The organism is Chitinophaga sancti (genome assembly GCF_034087045.1).
GTDB lineage: Bacteria > Bacteroidota > Bacteroidia > Chitinophagales > Chitinophagaceae > Chitinophaga > Chitinophaga sancti_B.
In genome coordinates this window covers 7,673,445-7,688,665 of the sequence record NZ_CP139247.1, presented here as the reverse complement: position 1 = coordinate 7,688,665, position 15,221 = coordinate 7,673,445, and the positions used below count along the sequence as shown (strand labels likewise).

Genomic DNA, 15,221 nt, shown 5'->3' with positions numbered 1-15,221 from the left:
CTGTGTTATTTTTAGCAAAGATTGGCCAGCAGCAGGGGGAAGCGAAATTTTAGTGATGTAACTGGTCATATCCGTGACGAAAACCTTATTTTCAAGGTTCGTCAGTCATTTTCACAGGTTCGTCATTATTGGCTGGCAAAATGGGGGTTGTGACTCATATTTGTACCACAGAAATACAATCGATATGAAAACGGTGGGAAACTTGAAATTACATCTTATGGTAGGAATATCAACCGGCATTGTGTTGTTTATTCTGATAAGACAATTTGTGCATACAATCACCGCCATGGACGATGAGGAGATTGCCTTTGCATTGACCGTAGGTTTTTTGGCGGCAGTATATACAGGACGGTTTTTATCTTTCTTATTCATTGATGAAAAAAGACAGGTATCTTATCGTCCCCTTATTCTTCTTTCCATTATATTTTTATTATCCAGTTGTTTTACTTGTCTCTTTATAGGAAAGGCCCTTCAGCGTCATGATTTCTTCCACGATTTTCTGTTCCCGATGTCGTTCCTGATCATGAGCCTGACCCTGGGCATGCTCATCAAACTATTCCGTACCCGGATCTTCACACACTTACATGAGGCCCAGATCCTGGCGGCCAACAGTCAGAGTGAGCTGCAAAATCTGCAATCCCAGTTAAGTCCGCATTTCCTGTTCAATACCCTCAATAATATGTACGGTCTTTCTATTACAGCACCAGGCAAAGTACCGGCCCTGCTGTTGCAATTGTCCGATCTGCTGCGATACTCTGTATACGATGCCAAGGAAATGTTTGTACCTTTAAAAGACGAGCTGACATACATCAACAACTACATGGAGTTTGAGAAGATCAGGATAGGGGAACGCCTGCACCTGAACACGGTAATAGAGCCTTTTGACGATACGAATGATATGATTGCACCGATGCTCATGATCGTATTTATAGAAAATGCTTTTAAGCATTCTAAAAATACCACCAACGACAAGATCTACATTGAAATCATGATCAGGCGCTGGAGTGACAGCATCCTCTTCTCCGTAAAAAACTCCAAAGGAGAAGTACCGGAACACAGTGGTGGCCTGGGACTGGAAAATGTAAGAAAGCGCTTATCTTTACTGTATCCCAATCAGTATGACCTGAACATAGATGATGGAGATAAATATTTCACGGTACAGTTGCAGCTAAAAATTAAGAATCATGAGAAAGATCAATTGTCTGATAGTAGACGATGAGCCAATAGCCAGGCAGATAATACAAACGTATTGTAGTCACTTTCCGATGTTGAACATCATCGCCTCCTGCGGCAATGCGCTGGAAGCAAAAGCTATTGCACAACAGGAAGACATAGAACTCATTTTTCTCGATATCAACATGCCGGTACTGAATGGACTGGCATTTTTAAAAACACTCAAGTACCAGCCACAGGTGATTTTCACCACTGCTTACAAAGAGTATGCTGTAGAAGCCTTTGACCTGGCGGCCACAGATTACCTGTTAAAACCCTTTTCATTGGAAAGGTTCATTATAGCAGTGGACAAGGCTTTGGAGAAACTAACAACACCTGAATTCACCGCCAGTAAAAAGGAAAACTTCATCTTCATCAAGGCAGATGGAAAGATCTATAAAATACAGTACGAAGATATTTACTATGCAGAGGCCAGTGGTAATTATACCAAAGTAGTCACTAAGCAACGTACCATTCTCCCTACTATCACCTTTTCCGGTTTTGAAGAGTTATTACCTGCTAATTTATTTATCAGGATACACCGTTCATTTATTATCAACAAAGCCAGCATTACGCATATAGAGGGCAACCGGGCATTTATAAATACCACAGAGATCCCTATAGGCAGTAATTACAAAGACAATTTTCTGAAACAACTGGGGTTGTAAGTTTAAATGCGCAGACCCAGTCCGGCGGAGAAGTAGAACATGTTATAACCTGTTTCAACCCCTGTGATCAGGTGCTGCGGTAGCACATAACTACCTGATAGGGAACAGTTGAATTGCTTGTAGACAAATACAACGGGCAATGAGAATTCATACGAGAGTACATTGAATTGTTCACTGCTTTTAGTAACGGCTTCCGGTTGGGTCGGAATGAGGTTAAAGAGCTTCTTTTGTTCGTAATAAGTATTGCTGAAATTCTGTGTGCCGAAGTAAGCGTATGCGGTTGGATTAATACCAATTGCAGCGTGTTTTTTGGGAAGACGGATCAGGAAGAGATGATCTAATCCTGCGGCTGCGCCTACGTCTGTTTTGTTGCTGAACTTCAGGTTTCCATTGATGTTGAAAGTGATCACCTTTGTTTCTAAGGCGACATTAAAACCAGTCTGTGATTTTACAACAGATTGAATGAGGCGGGTATCTTTTTCATACAGGTATTGATTGTAAAAGATATTGCCGGATACTTTTTTGTTTTGACCAAAGCGATAACCCCCTTCCAGAATAGTCGCAGTATAATCCAGCGTATTGACTGGGTTGTTAATGAAAATCATGCTTGCCTGCGCATACAATCCCATTTTCAGCTGGTAGCCGATGCTGGGGTTGAGCAGACTACTTTTTAGACTGTCAGTACGACCGTAATAGGAGATCCTTGACTGGAAATCCAGGTTAGCGGTAAATACATTCCTGCGTGTGTCAGTCTTAGTGGTTTGTGTTGAGTCCTGTGCACGCAGGAGTAAAGGCATGGCAATACCAGCCAGCAAAAGGAATTGTATGCGGGCAATCATGATATAATAAATGATGGTTACTAAAGGGGAGAGGAATTAATTATTGGCATTTACATGACCGGATACGTTGGCGCTTGCGCTGGCAGATGGTTTAGCAGCGGTAGCAGTAGACTTCACGTTGGCAGCAGTGGTAGTAGTTGCTGACTTTACATCGTTAGCCGTGTTAGTCGCCGCAGTTTTGGTAGCGGTAGCAGTAGACTTAGTTTCATTAACTGTGTTAGTTGCCGTTGTCTTGGTGGCTGTCGCTGCTTTATTTGCAGTACTCTTCACCTCACTGGTCGCCGCCTTTGTATCTACATTTGCATTGGCTGTTGTAGCAGAAGTAGTTGCTACATTTGTACCTGTTGCTGCCGTAGTCGTGTTTGAAGTAACACTTACGCCGGTAGTACCCTTAGTGCGTTGCACAGCAGCAGTCGTATTTGCAGCTGTATTACTGGTAGCCGTAGTAGTTTTGCTCACAGTCGATTGGGTTGCATTTGCTACTTTGCTGGTCGTTTTATTAACTACAGCTGCATTGGTCTTAGCAGCTACAGAACTACTGGTAGCAGATGTAATACCTAAATTTACCTGGGAGAAACCTGCATAGCTAAAGAACATAGCGCCTGCTGTCAGCAGGAATTTGAAACGTGCATTCATGTTGATATGGTTTTAGGTGATTCAAAAAAATACGTACCGGAAGAAAATCCATAATTATGCCAGACTCAAAAATGCCTGGCATAATAAGTTTACGTAATCACCTAACTCATTGGTTTTGTTTTTTAAAAAAAGAAAACCAATTCACCACCCTGCATTATTTGTTCGTATGTAATCGCATGTCCTTTCAGCTCTTTTCCATTATAAAGCAGACTCCTCCTGCCTCGTCTCTGAACCGCCTTCAACTGGAATTTTTTATTATCAGGCAATAAAATAGTGACTTTATCAAAAATAGGTACAGACAATTCATAGTTGTTACTCACCGGATCTACAGGGTAAAAACCCATTGAAGCAAACAGGTACCAGGCAGACATCTGCCCTGCATCATCATTCCCACTTAAACCACCCGGTCCATCAGCGTATTCTTCTGCCAGGATTTTATGTACGGTTTTACTTGTCTTTTCAGGTGCAGCAGTGAAGTTGTACATAAAAGGGATCTGGTGCCCCGGCTCATTCCCATGCCAGTATTCATCCTTTCCAAACAAACTATCCAGTGAAGCTTTCAGGTTTATTTTTTTAGCTAGTCCAGTTACATCCTGAGGTACGTAGAATGTGTACTGCCTGGGTGTACCTTCTGTAATATAAGGTTCTTTCTTATCAGCATTAAATGGACTATACCAGCTACCATCTGCATACTTACCTCTTGCCATGCCTACCTTCGGATCTATGACATTATTATAATTCTGCGCACGCTTAGCCAATATTTCATAATCTGCTGTCTTACCCAAAGCTTTCGCCACAGTAGACAATGCATAATCATCATACGCATATTCCAGTGTGCGGCTCACCTGTTCCTTTTTATGAAATGCAATGGGCACACTATCTTCCATTGGAATATATCCATACTTTATATAACTATCCAGTGCTCTTCTGCCTTTCCCGTTTAAGTAATCATCACCTTTGCTCATTTCAAAAGCATTCTTCCGCATCAGTTCATAAGCTGCATTCACATCATAATCCCTGATCCCTTTATTGAAAGCAGAAGCAATAAAAGCCGTAGCGTGATCCCCGATCATTGCAGCTGTATAACTATTCCAGCAGGGAAATATAGGCAACCATCCACCTTGCTGTCCTTTCAACACTAAAGAGTTGACAAAGTCATTCACCAACTTTGGCTGTAATATTTCAAATAAGGGCAATTGCGCCCTGTAAATATCCCACATAGAGTAATCATCATAATAATCCCCTTTGCTGACACGCTCATTCTGGTAATCTCCTGCAAATCGAGGATATTTGCCATCTACATCATTGAACAACCTGGGGTGCTGCATAGCATGGTATAACGCCGTATAGAAAATACGTTTGTCTTTTTCCCTGGTTGTTTCCACCTGTATCTGGCTCAGTGCTTTGTTCCAGACGGCTTCATTCTTTGCTTTCAAAGCAGCAAAATCCCAATCGGGTATTTCAGCTTCCAGGTTTTTACGGGCATTATCAATACTGGTAAAAGAGGTTCCAATACGTACTCTTACCTGTTCACCTTTTTGCAGGTAATAAGCCGCATAGCCAGATTTATCTAAGGGAGTCACCGTCTCTATCTGCATAACAAAATAGCCACAAAAACCTGCCGGTTCTCCCCACCCCTGATAAATACGATGCACAGGATTATAACCTGTTATTTCATGCCTGTAGGCATTAATCTTCACAATACCTTCCTGCCGGTCACTATTTGGTGTCAGCAACAGGTACAGGCTATCCGTCTTTTCCATAGTAAACTGGAACATGCTACATCTTAAAGTAGCCGTGATCTCCGTACTAACAGCCGGTAGGGTTAATTTATAGTATGCAGGGGTACTGATTTCCTTGTCATGAGAAAAAGGCGTTGCGTAGTTAGTCGTAAAGTGCCCGGTGATAGGCATAATGGTGAAACTACCATAATCCTGTGTACAGGAGCCACTCAGCCAGTGTGTACCTCTAAACCCGGTCAACAGGCTGTCTCTGTAAGTATATGGAGGAAAACATTTGTTTTCGGTCGTATTGGTTTGCGGTGTCCATTGCGTCATACCAAATGGCAGTCCAACTGCCGGAATGGTGTTGGCATAAGATTCAGTGCCACTGCCATGTTTCTGGGAAGAAGCCGTTGTACTGGCTGCCGTGCCCGAAAGTGGCTGAACATAACGTAGAAGGTCTGATGTCTGGGCAGAAACACTTCCGTGGAAAAGACAGGCGATAGCCGCCATTGATACAATTAACCGCATAGACACAAGTATAAAAAATAATTATGTCATTTTTCTCCCGTTGTTTGCTAAATTTGAGCAGGCTTTAGGGGTGTTCCTTCATTGGAACTGAGAATTACTCTTCGAACCTGATCCGGCTAGTACCGGCGTAGGGAAAAGCAGCTGCTTAGCGCATGCGCACTCCTGGCCATTATACTTAAAATCAATATGGCATTATGAAGGAGTTTATCAGGGAACAGATCCTGGCTGTTCGGCAACAATCCCCGCTGGTTCACAGTATCACAAATTATGTAGTCATGAATAATACTGCCAATGCATTGCTGGCAGTAGGTGCATCTCCCATTATGGCCCATGCTCATTCGGAAATGGTGGACATGGTCAGGATTGTAGGTGCACTCGTAATTAACATCGGTACCCTCGATGAATACTGGGTAAAGAGTATGGAACTCGCTATCGGTCAGGCAAATACCCTGGGTAAACCATGGATCCTTGACCCCGTTGGAGCAGGTGCGACCCCTTACAGAGATGAAGTATTAAAACAATTACTGGAACTAAAGCCGACCATTATCCGTGGCAATGCTTCTGAAATCATGGCGCTTGCCCGTAAGAATGCCGGCACTACCAAAGGCGTGGATAGCACCGAGGAGAGCACTGCCGCTGTAGAAGCAGCTCGTTTTCTGCAACAGGAGTTTGGCAGTGTCGTGTGTGTATCCGGTGCTGTGGATATCATTGTTGGCAAAGACACGACTATATTATTATCAAACGGACACCCGCTGATGGCAAAGGTGACAGGAATGGGTTGTACAGCTACCGCACTGATTGGCGCTTTTGCAGCTGTTAATCCCAAGGATCCCTTTTGTGCAACCGTTTCGGCCATGGCTCTGCTGGGTATAGCAGGTGAAAAAGCGGCAAAGATGTCTGCCGGCCCGGGTAGTATGCAGGTAAATATACTGGATCAATTATATCAACTGACAGATGATGTAGTGGCTTCACTGATTAAAATAGAGGAGTCCAATGTTTAATCGCAGATTATACCTGGTCATCAGCGAAGAAGCCTGCAAAGGCAGAGATCTGGTTACAGTGGCGACTGCAGCTATAAAAGGTGGAGTAGATTTAATTCAGTTACGCGAAAAAGAACTGGATAACCCTGCTTTTTTAGAACGTGCCCTTCGTCTCAAAGAAGCGCTCATTCCTCATAGGGTACCCTTGATCATCAACGACAATTTATGGGTGGCACAGCAATGTGGCGCTACAGGTATACATGTTGGTAACAGTGATCTGGCGCCATTGGCTATCAGGGCACAATGGCCTTCCTGCGGAATCTTAGGGTATTCCATAGAATATGAAAAACAGATCTATACAGCCGATGCAGAGGCTTCAGATTACCTCGCTCTAAGTCCCATTTTTGCAACACCAACCAAAACGGATACCGTTACAGAATGGAAACTGGAAGGGATCAGGCATATCCGTGCTCTCACAGATAAACTACTGGTAGCGATTGGCGCTATCCACGCAGGCAATGCGGCAGATGTGATCAAAGCAGGAGCAGATTGTCTGGCCATTGTATCTGCTATTTGTGGGGCACCGGACCCTGAAAAAGCAGCTGCTACCATTCGTCTTCAAATAGAAAAAGCTCTATGACAAAATATAAATATGTACCTGTGTTGACCATCGCAGGTTCCGACAGCGGGGGAGGGGCAGGCATACAGGCTGACCTGAAAACCTTTGCTGCATTGGGTTGCTTTGGAACATCCGCGATCACAGCGATCACGGTACAAAATACATTGGGCGTAACAGGGATCCATAGTATTCCCCCCGAAATTGTAACAGGCCAGATACGTGCCGTGATGGATGATATACAACCGGCTGCCATAAAAATAGGGATGATACATTCACCTGCGTTAGCATTAGCGCTTGCCGAAACGCTGGTATTATATCCCAATGTACCGGTAGTACTCGATCCTGTCATGGTGGCGACCAGTGGAGACCGGCTGATAGAATCAACCACCATTTCAATACTGAAAGAGAAATTATTCCCTTTGGTATCATTGGTTACACCCAACCTGGATGAAGCGGCTATCCTTGCAGACATGCCTTTGCAAGATCTTTCTGGTATGCAACAGGCAGCAGATCGTATTTTACAAACAGGTTGTAAGGCGGTGTTGGTAAAAGGGGGGCATCTGGCAGGTAAAGAATTGTTTGATGTCTATAAAGATCAGGGGAATAATGTACATATCATATCCAGTCAGCACATAGATACTGCAAATACGCATGGTACAGGGTGTACCCTATCTTCTGCTATCGCAGCTTATCTGGGTCGTGGAGAAAAGTTGGTGACAGCTATTGACAAGGCCAGTCAATATATACATAGCGCCATTGCTGCAGGGCAACATGTACAAACCGGGAAGGGCCATGGCCCTGTGAATCATTTTTTTGCACCTGAAAAACAAATTACACATGAGTTGGAGTGAAAGAGCCTGGCAGCGTACCGCCCGTATTTATGACGAGATTATTGAGATGCCATTTATAAAAGAACTGATAGATGGAACATTACCCATAGAAAAATTCAAATTTTACATTGCGCAGGATGCACTATACCTCGAACAGTTTGGACGTGCATTGTCATTGATAGCGGCAAGAGCATATACCGTAGAACAGGTATTGCAATACACCCGTTTTGCAGAAGGCGCTATTGTAGTAGAAAACGCTTTGCATGCTGCTTATTTCAAAGAATACGACATTACAGAAAAGACAGCTGTTTCTCCATCCTGCCATCATTATACCAGCTTTTTATTGAGTACCTGTGCATTGGCTTCGGTAGAAGTTGCTATGGCGGCAGTACTGCCTTGTTTCTGGATTTACAAAAGAGTAGGTGATTACATCTATGCACAACAAACCGCGGCGGATCACCCTTATCGTAACTGGATAGATACGTATGCGGGAGAAGCCTTTGGCGAACTGGTAAAGAAAGCGATCGCATTCTGCGATGCCGTGGCCACACCCGCTTTAGAAGAGGCTATGCATGGGGCATATGAGAAAGCATGCCAGCTGGAATTTATGTTTTGGGACAGTGCATACAGACTTGGAAAATGGAGCGTTTAAGTAGTTGGTAGTCCTATTTTTTTTGGTATATTGAGGGCATGACCCAACAACAAAATCCACGAAAAACAATCGTAATCTTCCTGCTGATCACCTTTGCTATCAGTTCTTTTTTTTATGCCTTCATCATTCATACAGGAAAAATTATGGGTGGTCGGGGTGTTTTCGTCACTGGTATGATGTGGAGCCCGGCATTGTCTGCATTTTTGACTTCCCTGATCATCAAAAGACCCATCAGTGCCATGCCCTGGAAATGGGGAGAGGCCCGTTACCAGTTATGGAGTTACCTGGTGCCACTATTATATAGCCTTGCAGGTTATTTAATTATATGGACGGTGGGTTGGGGAAAGTTTTATGATCCGGCGTTTGTAGGTGGCGTTGCTGAATCTTTTGGTTTGGAAAAGCTACCCAAAGGATTTGTGATAGCATTGTATATACTATTGACGGCAAGTATCAGTATGGTGCGCAGTGTGTCGAGCGCATTGGGAGAGGAGATCGGTTGGCGTGGATTCCTGGTCCCTGAAATGTACAAAGTAATGGGGTATACAAAGACCTGTCTGATCACAGGTTGTATCTGGGCCCTCTGGCACCTGCCTATATTGTTGTTTGCCGATTATAATAGTGGTACTCCTGCCTGGTATGGTTTCTCCTGTTTCTCCATGCTGGTGATCAGTGGTAGTTTTATCTTTACCTGGTTCAGCCTGAAGTCTGGTAGTTTGTGGACGGCAGTGTTGTTGCACGCCAGTCATAACCTTTTTATACAGGCTATTTTTACACCCCTCACCCTTACTTCCGATAAAACTAAGTACTACTATGATGAATTTGGGATAGTAATTCCTATCTTGAGTGTGCTGGTAGCCATTTATCTCTGGAACCGGAGAGGAGAGTTACCGGCGCCAAAATAAGAACAGCTACATGAATGCATCTAAGCGTCCCTTTGTATTATCAGGAGGGGGAGCCAGGGGATATGCTCACCTGGGAGTACTGAAAGCCTTTGCCGAACAGCAGATTACACCATCTGCCATTGCCGCTACGAGTGCCGGATCTATTGCCGCTGCTTTTATTTGTGATGGGTATACAACGGATGAAGTGAGAGAAATATTCCAGCACAATAAGATCGGTCTCTCAATGGAGTGGCGTAACTGGCGTACAGGCCTCCTCTCGTTAAAAACAGTAGAAAAGGTATTGACGCAAACCCTTCGCCATCAAAACTTCGAAGAGTTAGCAACGCCTTTGTACATTGCAGCTACCGACTTCAACAAGGGTACACAAATGATCTTTGACAAAGGTCCGATCATACCCGCCGTCTTAGCGGCATCTTCCATTCCATTATTATTCCAGCCGGTAGTGATAGATGGAAGTCCTTATGTAGATGGAGGTCTCACGGGCAATCTGCCTGCCGAACCTTTGCTGGAAAAATACAATGACATCATTGGCGTGCATGTAAATCCGCTGACAGAATATCATCCTGAAAATGGGTATCTGGCCAATATCGATCGTACCTTACACCTGGCAATCCGTGAGCCTGTGTTGAAAAATAAGGCACGTTGTCAGTGGTTTATAGAACCGGATGGGTTAGGGAAGTTTGGGATGTTTGATTTTAAGCACTTTGATGACATTTATAACATAGGATTGGAATACACGCGTCAGCTTTTTTCCTGATAAAACAGGACATTTCTCCCATGCTGACAGGGGCAATCCTAAAAATAATTCTGAATTTTTTCCTCAATATCGCGTACCTTATTCCTGAATTATGAGCATGGATTATACTATCAACCCGCTAGGCGATCATTCCCTGATCATTGAATGGTCACAAGAAATCTCACCAGCTGTTCACGACAAGGTCATGAACGTGTATAATCACCTGCTTACCATGCAGCTGCCATACATTCTCGATATCATACCAGCTTACGCTTCGCTTACGATCGTATACGACATCCTGTTAGTTCGCCGTGAACAAAACAACAATGCCTTTACGACCATCCAGTCATTGATCGCACCGGCCTTAACCGCTCCGCTCATTATACAAAAGACTACATCACGTCTCCTTGAAATTCCAGTGTGTTACGATCCTTCTCTCGGGCTGGATCTGATTACTATGGCGTCTCAGAAGGGCATGAGCGAAGCTGACATCATCGACCTACACACTTCTCAGACATACACCGTTTACATGCTGGGTTTTCTCCCGGGGTTCCCATACATGGGCAAAGTAGACAATCGCCTTGCTACACCAAGGCAAAAAAAGCCCCGCTTAAACATTTCGGCGGGCAGTGTCGGCATTGCCGGGGGGCAAACCGGCATCTACCCATTAGCATCACCAGGGGGCTGGAACATCATCGGCCAAACACCTATCAAAATGTTTGACCCTGCATTAGATTTCCCCTGCTATTGTCATCCCGGCGATCAGGTAAAATTTATACCTATCTCGCTGCGTGAATTCCATAAAAAGATATAAATGATACAGGTCATCCAACAGGGTTTACTGGATACAATACAGGACGGGGGCAGATATGGCTACCAGCATCTGGGCATCAATCCCGGAGGCGCTATGGACAGAGCCGCCATGTATGTAGCAAACATTCTCGTAGGCAACAATCCGGAAGCCGCCGTAATAGAGTTACATTTTCCTGCAGCTGTATTACTGTTTGAACAGGATACCCTCATCGCTCTTTCCGGTGGTGACTTCGGCGCTATGGTGAATGAACAACCATTAGATACGAATCAACCCATCTGGATTTCGCAGCTATCGATATTACGTTTTACTAAACCAGTCTCTGGCGCACGTTGTTATATCGCTGTAAGAGGCGGGCTCTCGACCACGCCCTGGCTGGGTAGTCACAGTACCCATCTCAAAGCGGGTGCCGGTGGGTTTGAAGGCAGGAAGCTGCAAAAGAACGATCGTATTCCGGTGAACGAGGTAGATGAAGAGATCGACAAGGCCTTGCGAAATAAATACCTGCATGCTACACAGCAAGCCACCCCATTACCGTGGCGGGCAGATGTGCGGGACCTGTATTCAGATGGCAGTGAGATCAGGGTGGTGACAAGCCTCGAATATCCTGAACTGACACCCGCTTCGCAGTCGGTATTTACCACGCACCACTTTACCTTGTCGGAACATTGTGACAGAATGGGATATCGCCTCAGAGGACCGGTACTACACATGATCAAAGAAGAAGAACGGCTCTCGGCCGGCATTACCAGGGGTACCGTACAATTATTGCCAGATGGCCACCTGATTATACTCATGGCCGATCATCAGACAACCGGCGGCTATCCGCGCATCGCCCACGTTGTAAGTGCTGACCTCCCTATATTAGCACAGTTACTACCACACAGCCAGATTACTTTCAGGATTATTCCTCATGGCGAAGCCGAGGAGTTGCTTATCGCAGCAGAGCAGCACTTGCATTTTCTACAAAATGCCTGTAACTTACGATGGCAGGAATGGCTGCAACACAACCAGAAATAAATATGTACATCGACCTGAACTGTGATATGGGCGAAGGTATGCCTACCGATGCCGAAATAATGCCTTACATCAGCAGTGCAAATATTGCCTGTGGCTATCATGCCGGAGATAGGGACACCATGGAACAAACAATCACTCTCGCCCTGCAGCATCAGGTGGCGATCGGTGCACACCCGGGGTTCAGGGACAAAGAAAATTTCGGCAGAACAGAACAACAATTGTCAGATGCCGAAGTCTATGATTTGATTGCTACACAGTTATATACTTTAGACAAAGTTTGTCTTTCGCTGAATGCCACTATCCAACATGTGAAACCACATGGTGCATTGTACAACATGGCAGCCAGAGATCAACACTTATCAACCATCATCGCACAAGCCATCAGAGATACCAATCCGGCCCTTTGTTTATTTGGATTGAGCAATAGCTGGCTTATAAAAGCTGCGGCAGCTATGGGCCTTAAAACAGCCAGTGAGGTATTTGCAGACAGAACCTATCAGGAAGATGGCTCCCTTACACCACGTAGTCAACCCAATGCCCTGATAGACAATGAAGCAGATGCGTTGCAACAGGTATTACAAATGGTAACAAAGCAGGAAGTAACGACTGTCAATGGAAAGACAGTACCAATTCGTGCCGAAACCATTTGTCTGCATGGAGATGGTGCGCATGCAGTGGCTTTTGCAAGAGCAGTGCATAAAACTTTAGGAGAACACCACCTAACCATACAACACACTTGAACAAACAACGCTCTTCCGTCCTGCTGGGTGCTGCCTTTTTGATGGCTACATCAGCAATAGGTCCGGGTTTCCTGACCCAAACGACTGTTTTTACACAGCAGCATGCCGCTGCTTTTAGCTTTGCTATTTTCATATCTATCCTGTTGGATATCGGTGCACAGCTGAATATCTGGCGGATACTGACAGTGAGCCGCTCCCGTGCACAGGATCTGGCCAATGAATTGTTGCCCGGACTGGGTTATTTTCTGGCATTTTTAGTGGTGCTGGGAGGTCTTGTATTTAACATCGCCAATATTGGTGGGTGTGGATTAGGATTAAAGGCGCTATTTGGGTTAGATACTTTGTACGGCGCAATATTGAGTGGAGTTATTTCCCTTTTTATTTTCTGGATGAAAGAGGCGGGAAATGCCATGGATCAGTTTACCCGCTATTTAGGGATACTGATGGTGTTGCTCACCTTGTATGTAGCCATCAGTTCTCATCCTCCAGTACTGGATGCCATGCGGCAAATGGTATGGCCGGATAATATAGATACAAGATCTATCATTACATTAGTAGGTGGAACCGTGGGTGGGTATATCAGTTTTGCAGGAGCACACCGGTTGCTGGATGCAGGCATAGGAGGGCGTGAGTCTATTCCACTGGTAAACCAGAGTGCAACAAGGGGAATATTGATCACAGGTGTGATGCGGATATTGTTATTCCTGGCGGCATTGGGTATAGTGACACAAGGTATTCGTCTTGATATTGGGAATCCTGCAGCAGCAGTATTCAAAAGCGCTGCTGGTGAAATCGGTTATCGTTTCTTTGGTATGGTGATGTGGAGTGCCGCGATCACTTCAGTAGTAGGGGCAGCGTATACCTCCGTTTCATTTTTAAAAACATTCCATCCTTTTATAGCAAAAAATGAAAAATGGTTTACTACCTTTTTCATTGTATTCAGTACAGTGATCTTTGCAGCCATAGGTAATCCTGTTCATTTGCTCATTATTGCAGGCGCCCTCAATGGATTGATACTCCCAATAGCACTGGCAGTGATGTTGTTAGCGGCTTCCAGAAGGTTGAAAGATTACAAACATCCGCTGGCATTGTCTCTGGTAGGTTGGGTCGTAGTGGTGGTCATGGGTTGGCTGAGTATCCTTACACTCAGGCAGTGGATCATGTAAGATATTTTTCTGCGTTATGAATAAACGAATGTTGTTAGTCGCAACAGGCATCATATGCCTGATCATAGTATTATCCCAATGTATCAAACAGCCGGTTACTCAGGATTTGAGAGGAGCCGCATATGCCGGTGCGAATACCTGTGCTGGTTGTCATCAGGATATTTACAACCATTATGTACAGACAACCCATTTCAGAACGACCAGCAAGAACATATTAGGCTCGTTTCCGGCCTCATTTACCTATGATAATGGCGATCAGGTTACAATGTCCGTTACTGATAGTGGCAAGGTACAAGGTTCCCATCTCTTTCATTTATCAGTAGGTTCCGGGCGTCATGCACAAACCTATTTATACTGGCAAAATGAGAACTATTTTCAGTTGCCGGTATCTTATTATGTCAGTGCAGGTCATTGGGCCAATAGCCCAGGTTTTCCTACATCCCATCCTAAATTTGACAGGCAGATCCCCAGCACCTGTTTTGGTTGTCACAGTTCTGCTGTAGGTATCAAAAATGTCACAATGATAGGTCGTAGTTTGAACGAAACCTTTGAAAAAGGGAAGCTCATTTACGGCATAGATTGCGAGCGTTGTCATGGTCCTGCAGCAGCACATATCGCTTATCATACTGCGCATCCGAACGAAAAGACACCCAGGCATATGACAGCTGTCCGTACCCTTGGAAATCAGCAGCAATTGGATATGTGTGCACTGTGTCATTCCGGTTTAAAGACACCACAGAAATCGCTCTTTGGGTATCAACCCGGTGATGCTTACAGTGACTATTTCTTCCCTGATATCAGTGGTCCTTCCAGGCCATCACAACTGGATATACATGGTACCCAATACCAGTTATTTACAGCCAGCCGTTGTTTTAAAGAAAGCAGACAGATGAACTGTACCACCTGTCATGATCCACATCAGAATGAAGCGAATAATACAGTAGCATTTTCTCAGAAATGTATGCAATGCCACCAGCAACAACCGTCGCCCCGGTGTAAGTTTGATAAGATGGCGGTATTAAATTGTATTGATTGTCATATGCCGAAATTACCTTCATCAAAGATTGTATTGTCAGGTGCCTACTACCTGCGTACCCACCTGATTGGTATTTATAAACAATAACTTAACACAGGGCATTCAGTTGGATTTTTACCTTT

At 44.5% G+C, this 15,221-nt stretch carries 16 protein-coding genes and 1 riboswitch; of the genes, 13 read left to right on the top strand and 3 right to left on the bottom strand.

Translation table 11 applies throughout. The features are described from left to right. The first annotated feature begins 217 nt into the window (after window positions 1-217). Window positions 218-1,219 carry a sensor histidine kinase gene (locus tag SIO70_RS30795; RefSeq protein ID WP_320577392.1) on the top strand — a complete coding sequence of 334 codons (1,002 nt, stop codon included), beginning with the start codon at window positions 218-220 and terminating at the stop codon, window positions 1,217-1,219. Continuing rightward, complete coding sequence (locus tag SIO70_RS30790) at window positions 1,185-1,880, top strand: LytTR family DNA-binding domain-containing protein (protein WP_320577390.1); 696 nt, start codon at window positions 1,185-1,187, stop codon at window positions 1,878-1,880. The genes SIO70_RS30795 and SIO70_RS30790 overlap by 35 nt, the downstream gene beginning before the upstream one ends. A 2-nt stretch (window positions 1,881-1,882) precedes the next feature. Here the strand turns inward: SIO70_RS30790 and SIO70_RS30785 are convergent, their stop codons facing one another. From SIO70_RS30785 to SIO70_RS30775, 3 genes are all read right to left on the bottom strand, one after another. After that, window positions 1,883-2,719, bottom strand: coding sequence for a hypothetical protein (locus SIO70_RS30785; RefSeq protein ID WP_320577388.1), 837 nt, complete (start codon window positions 2,717-2,719; stop codon window positions 1,883-1,885). Between the two features lie 36 nt (window positions 2,720-2,755). Then, complete coding sequence (locus SIO70_RS30780; protein ID WP_320577387.1) at window positions 2,756-3,355, bottom strand: hypothetical protein; 600 nt, start codon at window positions 3,353-3,355, stop codon at window positions 2,756-2,758. A 122-nt stretch (window positions 3,356-3,477) separates the two neighbouring features. Continuing rightward, complete coding sequence (locus tag SIO70_RS30775) at window positions 3,478-5,607, bottom strand: GH92 family glycosyl hydrolase (RefSeq protein ID WP_320577385.1); 2,130 nt, start codon at window positions 5,605-5,607, stop codon at window positions 3,478-3,480. A 56-nt stretch (window positions 5,608-5,663) separates the two neighbouring features. Further along, a riboswitch (TPP riboswitch) is annotated at window positions 5,664-5,758 on the top strand. Between the two features lie 43 nt (window positions 5,759-5,801). Here SIO70_RS30775 and thiM point away from each other — a divergent pair. From thiM to SIO70_RS30720, 11 genes are all read left to right on the top strand, one after another. Next, entirely contained in the window at window positions 5,802-6,608 is an 807-nt protein-coding gene (gene thiM / locus SIO70_RS30770; RefSeq protein ID WP_320577383.1) for a hydroxyethylthiazole kinase, read from the top strand. Next, window positions 6,601-7,227: a thiamine phosphate synthase gene (gene thiE, locus SIO70_RS30765; RefSeq protein ID WP_320577381.1), complete on the top strand. Its 627-nt coding sequence runs from the start codon at window positions 6,601-6,603 to the stop codon at window positions 7,225-7,227. Before thiM ends, thiE begins: the two co-directional genes overlap by 8 nt. Beyond that, window positions 7,224-8,057, top strand: coding sequence for a bifunctional hydroxymethylpyrimidine kinase/phosphomethylpyrimidine kinase (gene thiD, locus SIO70_RS30760; RefSeq protein WP_320577379.1), 834 nt, complete (start codon window positions 7,224-7,226; stop codon window positions 8,055-8,057). Before thiE ends, thiD begins: the two co-directional genes overlap by 4 nt. Further along, window positions 8,044-8,688: a TenA family protein gene (locus SIO70_RS30755; protein WP_320577378.1), complete on the top strand. Its 645-nt coding sequence runs from the start codon at window positions 8,044-8,046 to the stop codon at window positions 8,686-8,688. Before thiD ends, SIO70_RS30755 begins: the two co-directional genes overlap by 14 nt. Before the next feature lie 38 nt (window positions 8,689-8,726). Next, window positions 8,727-9,590 (top strand): CPBP family intramembrane glutamic endopeptidase, encoded by an 864-nt coding sequence (locus tag SIO70_RS30750; RefSeq protein WP_320577376.1) that lies wholly within the window; start codon window positions 8,727-8,729, stop codon window positions 9,588-9,590. 10 nt (window positions 9,591-9,600) lie between these two features. Further along, window positions 9,601-10,347 carry a patatin-like phospholipase family protein gene (locus SIO70_RS30745; RefSeq protein ID WP_320577374.1) on the top strand — a complete coding sequence of 249 codons (747 nt, stop codon included), beginning with the start codon at window positions 9,601-9,603 and terminating at the stop codon, window positions 10,345-10,347. 91 nt (window positions 10,348-10,438) lie between these two features. Then, window positions 10,439-11,140: a 5-oxoprolinase subunit PxpB gene (gene pxpB, locus SIO70_RS30740; protein WP_320577372.1), complete on the top strand. Its 702-nt coding sequence runs from the start codon at window positions 10,439-10,441 to the stop codon at window positions 11,138-11,140. Then, on the top strand, window positions 11,141-12,157 hold the full coding sequence (locus SIO70_RS30735) for a biotin-dependent carboxyltransferase family protein (protein ID WP_320577371.1): 1,017 nt from the start codon (window positions 11,141-11,143) through the stop codon (window positions 12,155-12,157). After that, window positions 12,133-12,897, top strand: a complete 765-nt coding sequence (pxpA, locus tag SIO70_RS30730) for a 5-oxoprolinase subunit PxpA (RefSeq protein WP_320577369.1) — start codon at window positions 12,133-12,135, stop codon at window positions 12,895-12,897. Before SIO70_RS30735 ends, pxpA begins: the two co-directional genes overlap by 25 nt. Beyond that, the gene (locus SIO70_RS30725) at window positions 12,894-14,063 is read left to right on the top strand and encodes an NRAMP family divalent metal transporter (RefSeq protein ID WP_320577367.1); all 1,170 of its coding nucleotides are present in this window, start codon (window positions 12,894-12,896) and stop codon (window positions 14,061-14,063) included. The genes pxpA and SIO70_RS30725 overlap by 4 nt, the downstream gene beginning before the upstream one ends. Window positions 14,064-14,079: 16 nt before the next feature. Then, window positions 14,080-15,186, top strand: a complete 1,107-nt coding sequence (locus SIO70_RS30720) for a multiheme c-type cytochrome (RefSeq protein ID WP_320577365.1) — start codon at window positions 14,080-14,082, stop codon at window positions 15,184-15,186. Window positions 15,187-15,221: the final 35 nt, after the last annotated feature.

What these genes read in the sequence shown, in the direction of transcription:
- SIO70_RS30780 (WP_320577387.1), bottom strand. Translation starts at nt 3,355, where the DNA reads ATGAATGCACGTTTCAAATTCCTGCTGACAGCAGGCGCTATGTTCTTT.
- SIO70_RS30775 (WP_320577385.1), bottom strand. Translation starts at nt 5,607, where the DNA reads ATGCGGTTAATTGTATCAATGGCGGCTATCGCCTGTCTTTTCCACGGA.
- SIO70_RS30755 (WP_320577378.1), top strand. Translation starts at nt 8,044, where the DNA reads ATGAGTTGGAGTGAAAGAGCCTGGCAGCGTACCGCCCGTATTTATGAC.
- pxpA (WP_320577369.1), top strand. Translation starts at nt 12,133, where the DNA reads ATGGCTGCAACACAACCAGAAATAAATATGTACATCGACCTGAACTGT.
- SIO70_RS30795 (WP_320577392.1), top strand. Translation starts at nt 218, where the DNA reads ATGGTAGGAATATCAACCGGCATTGTGTTGTTTATTCTGATAAGACAA.
- SIO70_RS30785 (WP_320577388.1), bottom strand. Translation starts at nt 2,719, where the DNA reads ATGATTGCCCGCATACAATTCCTTTTGCTGGCTGGTATTGCCATGCCT.
- SIO70_RS30745 (WP_320577374.1), top strand. Translation starts at nt 9,601, where the DNA reads ATGAATGCATCTAAGCGTCCCTTTGTATTATCAGGAGGGGGAGCCAGG.
- thiD (WP_320577379.1), top strand. Translation starts at nt 7,224, where the DNA reads ATGACAAAATATAAATATGTACCTGTGTTGACCATCGCAGGTTCCGAC.
- SIO70_RS30750 (WP_320577376.1), top strand. Translation starts at nt 8,727, where the DNA reads ATGACCCAACAACAAAATCCACGAAAAACAATCGTAATCTTCCTGCTG.
- thiE (WP_320577381.1), top strand. Translation starts at nt 6,601, where the DNA reads ATGTTTAATCGCAGATTATACCTGGTCATCAGCGAAGAAGCCTGCAAA.
- pxpB (WP_320577372.1), top strand. Translation starts at nt 10,439, where the DNA reads ATGAGCATGGATTATACTATCAACCCGCTAGGCGATCATTCCCTGATC.
- SIO70_RS30720 (WP_320577365.1), top strand. Translation starts at nt 14,080, where the DNA reads ATGAATAAACGAATGTTGTTAGTCGCAACAGGCATCATATGCCTGATC.
- SIO70_RS30735 (WP_320577371.1), top strand. Translation starts at nt 11,141, where the DNA reads ATGATACAGGTCATCCAACAGGGTTTACTGGATACAATACAGGACGGG.
- thiM (WP_320577383.1), top strand. Translation starts at nt 5,802, where the DNA reads ATGAAGGAGTTTATCAGGGAACAGATCCTGGCTGTTCGGCAACAATCC.
- SIO70_RS30790 (WP_320577390.1), top strand. Translation starts at nt 1,185, where the DNA reads ATGAGAAAGATCAATTGTCTGATAGTAGACGATGAGCCAATAGCCAGG.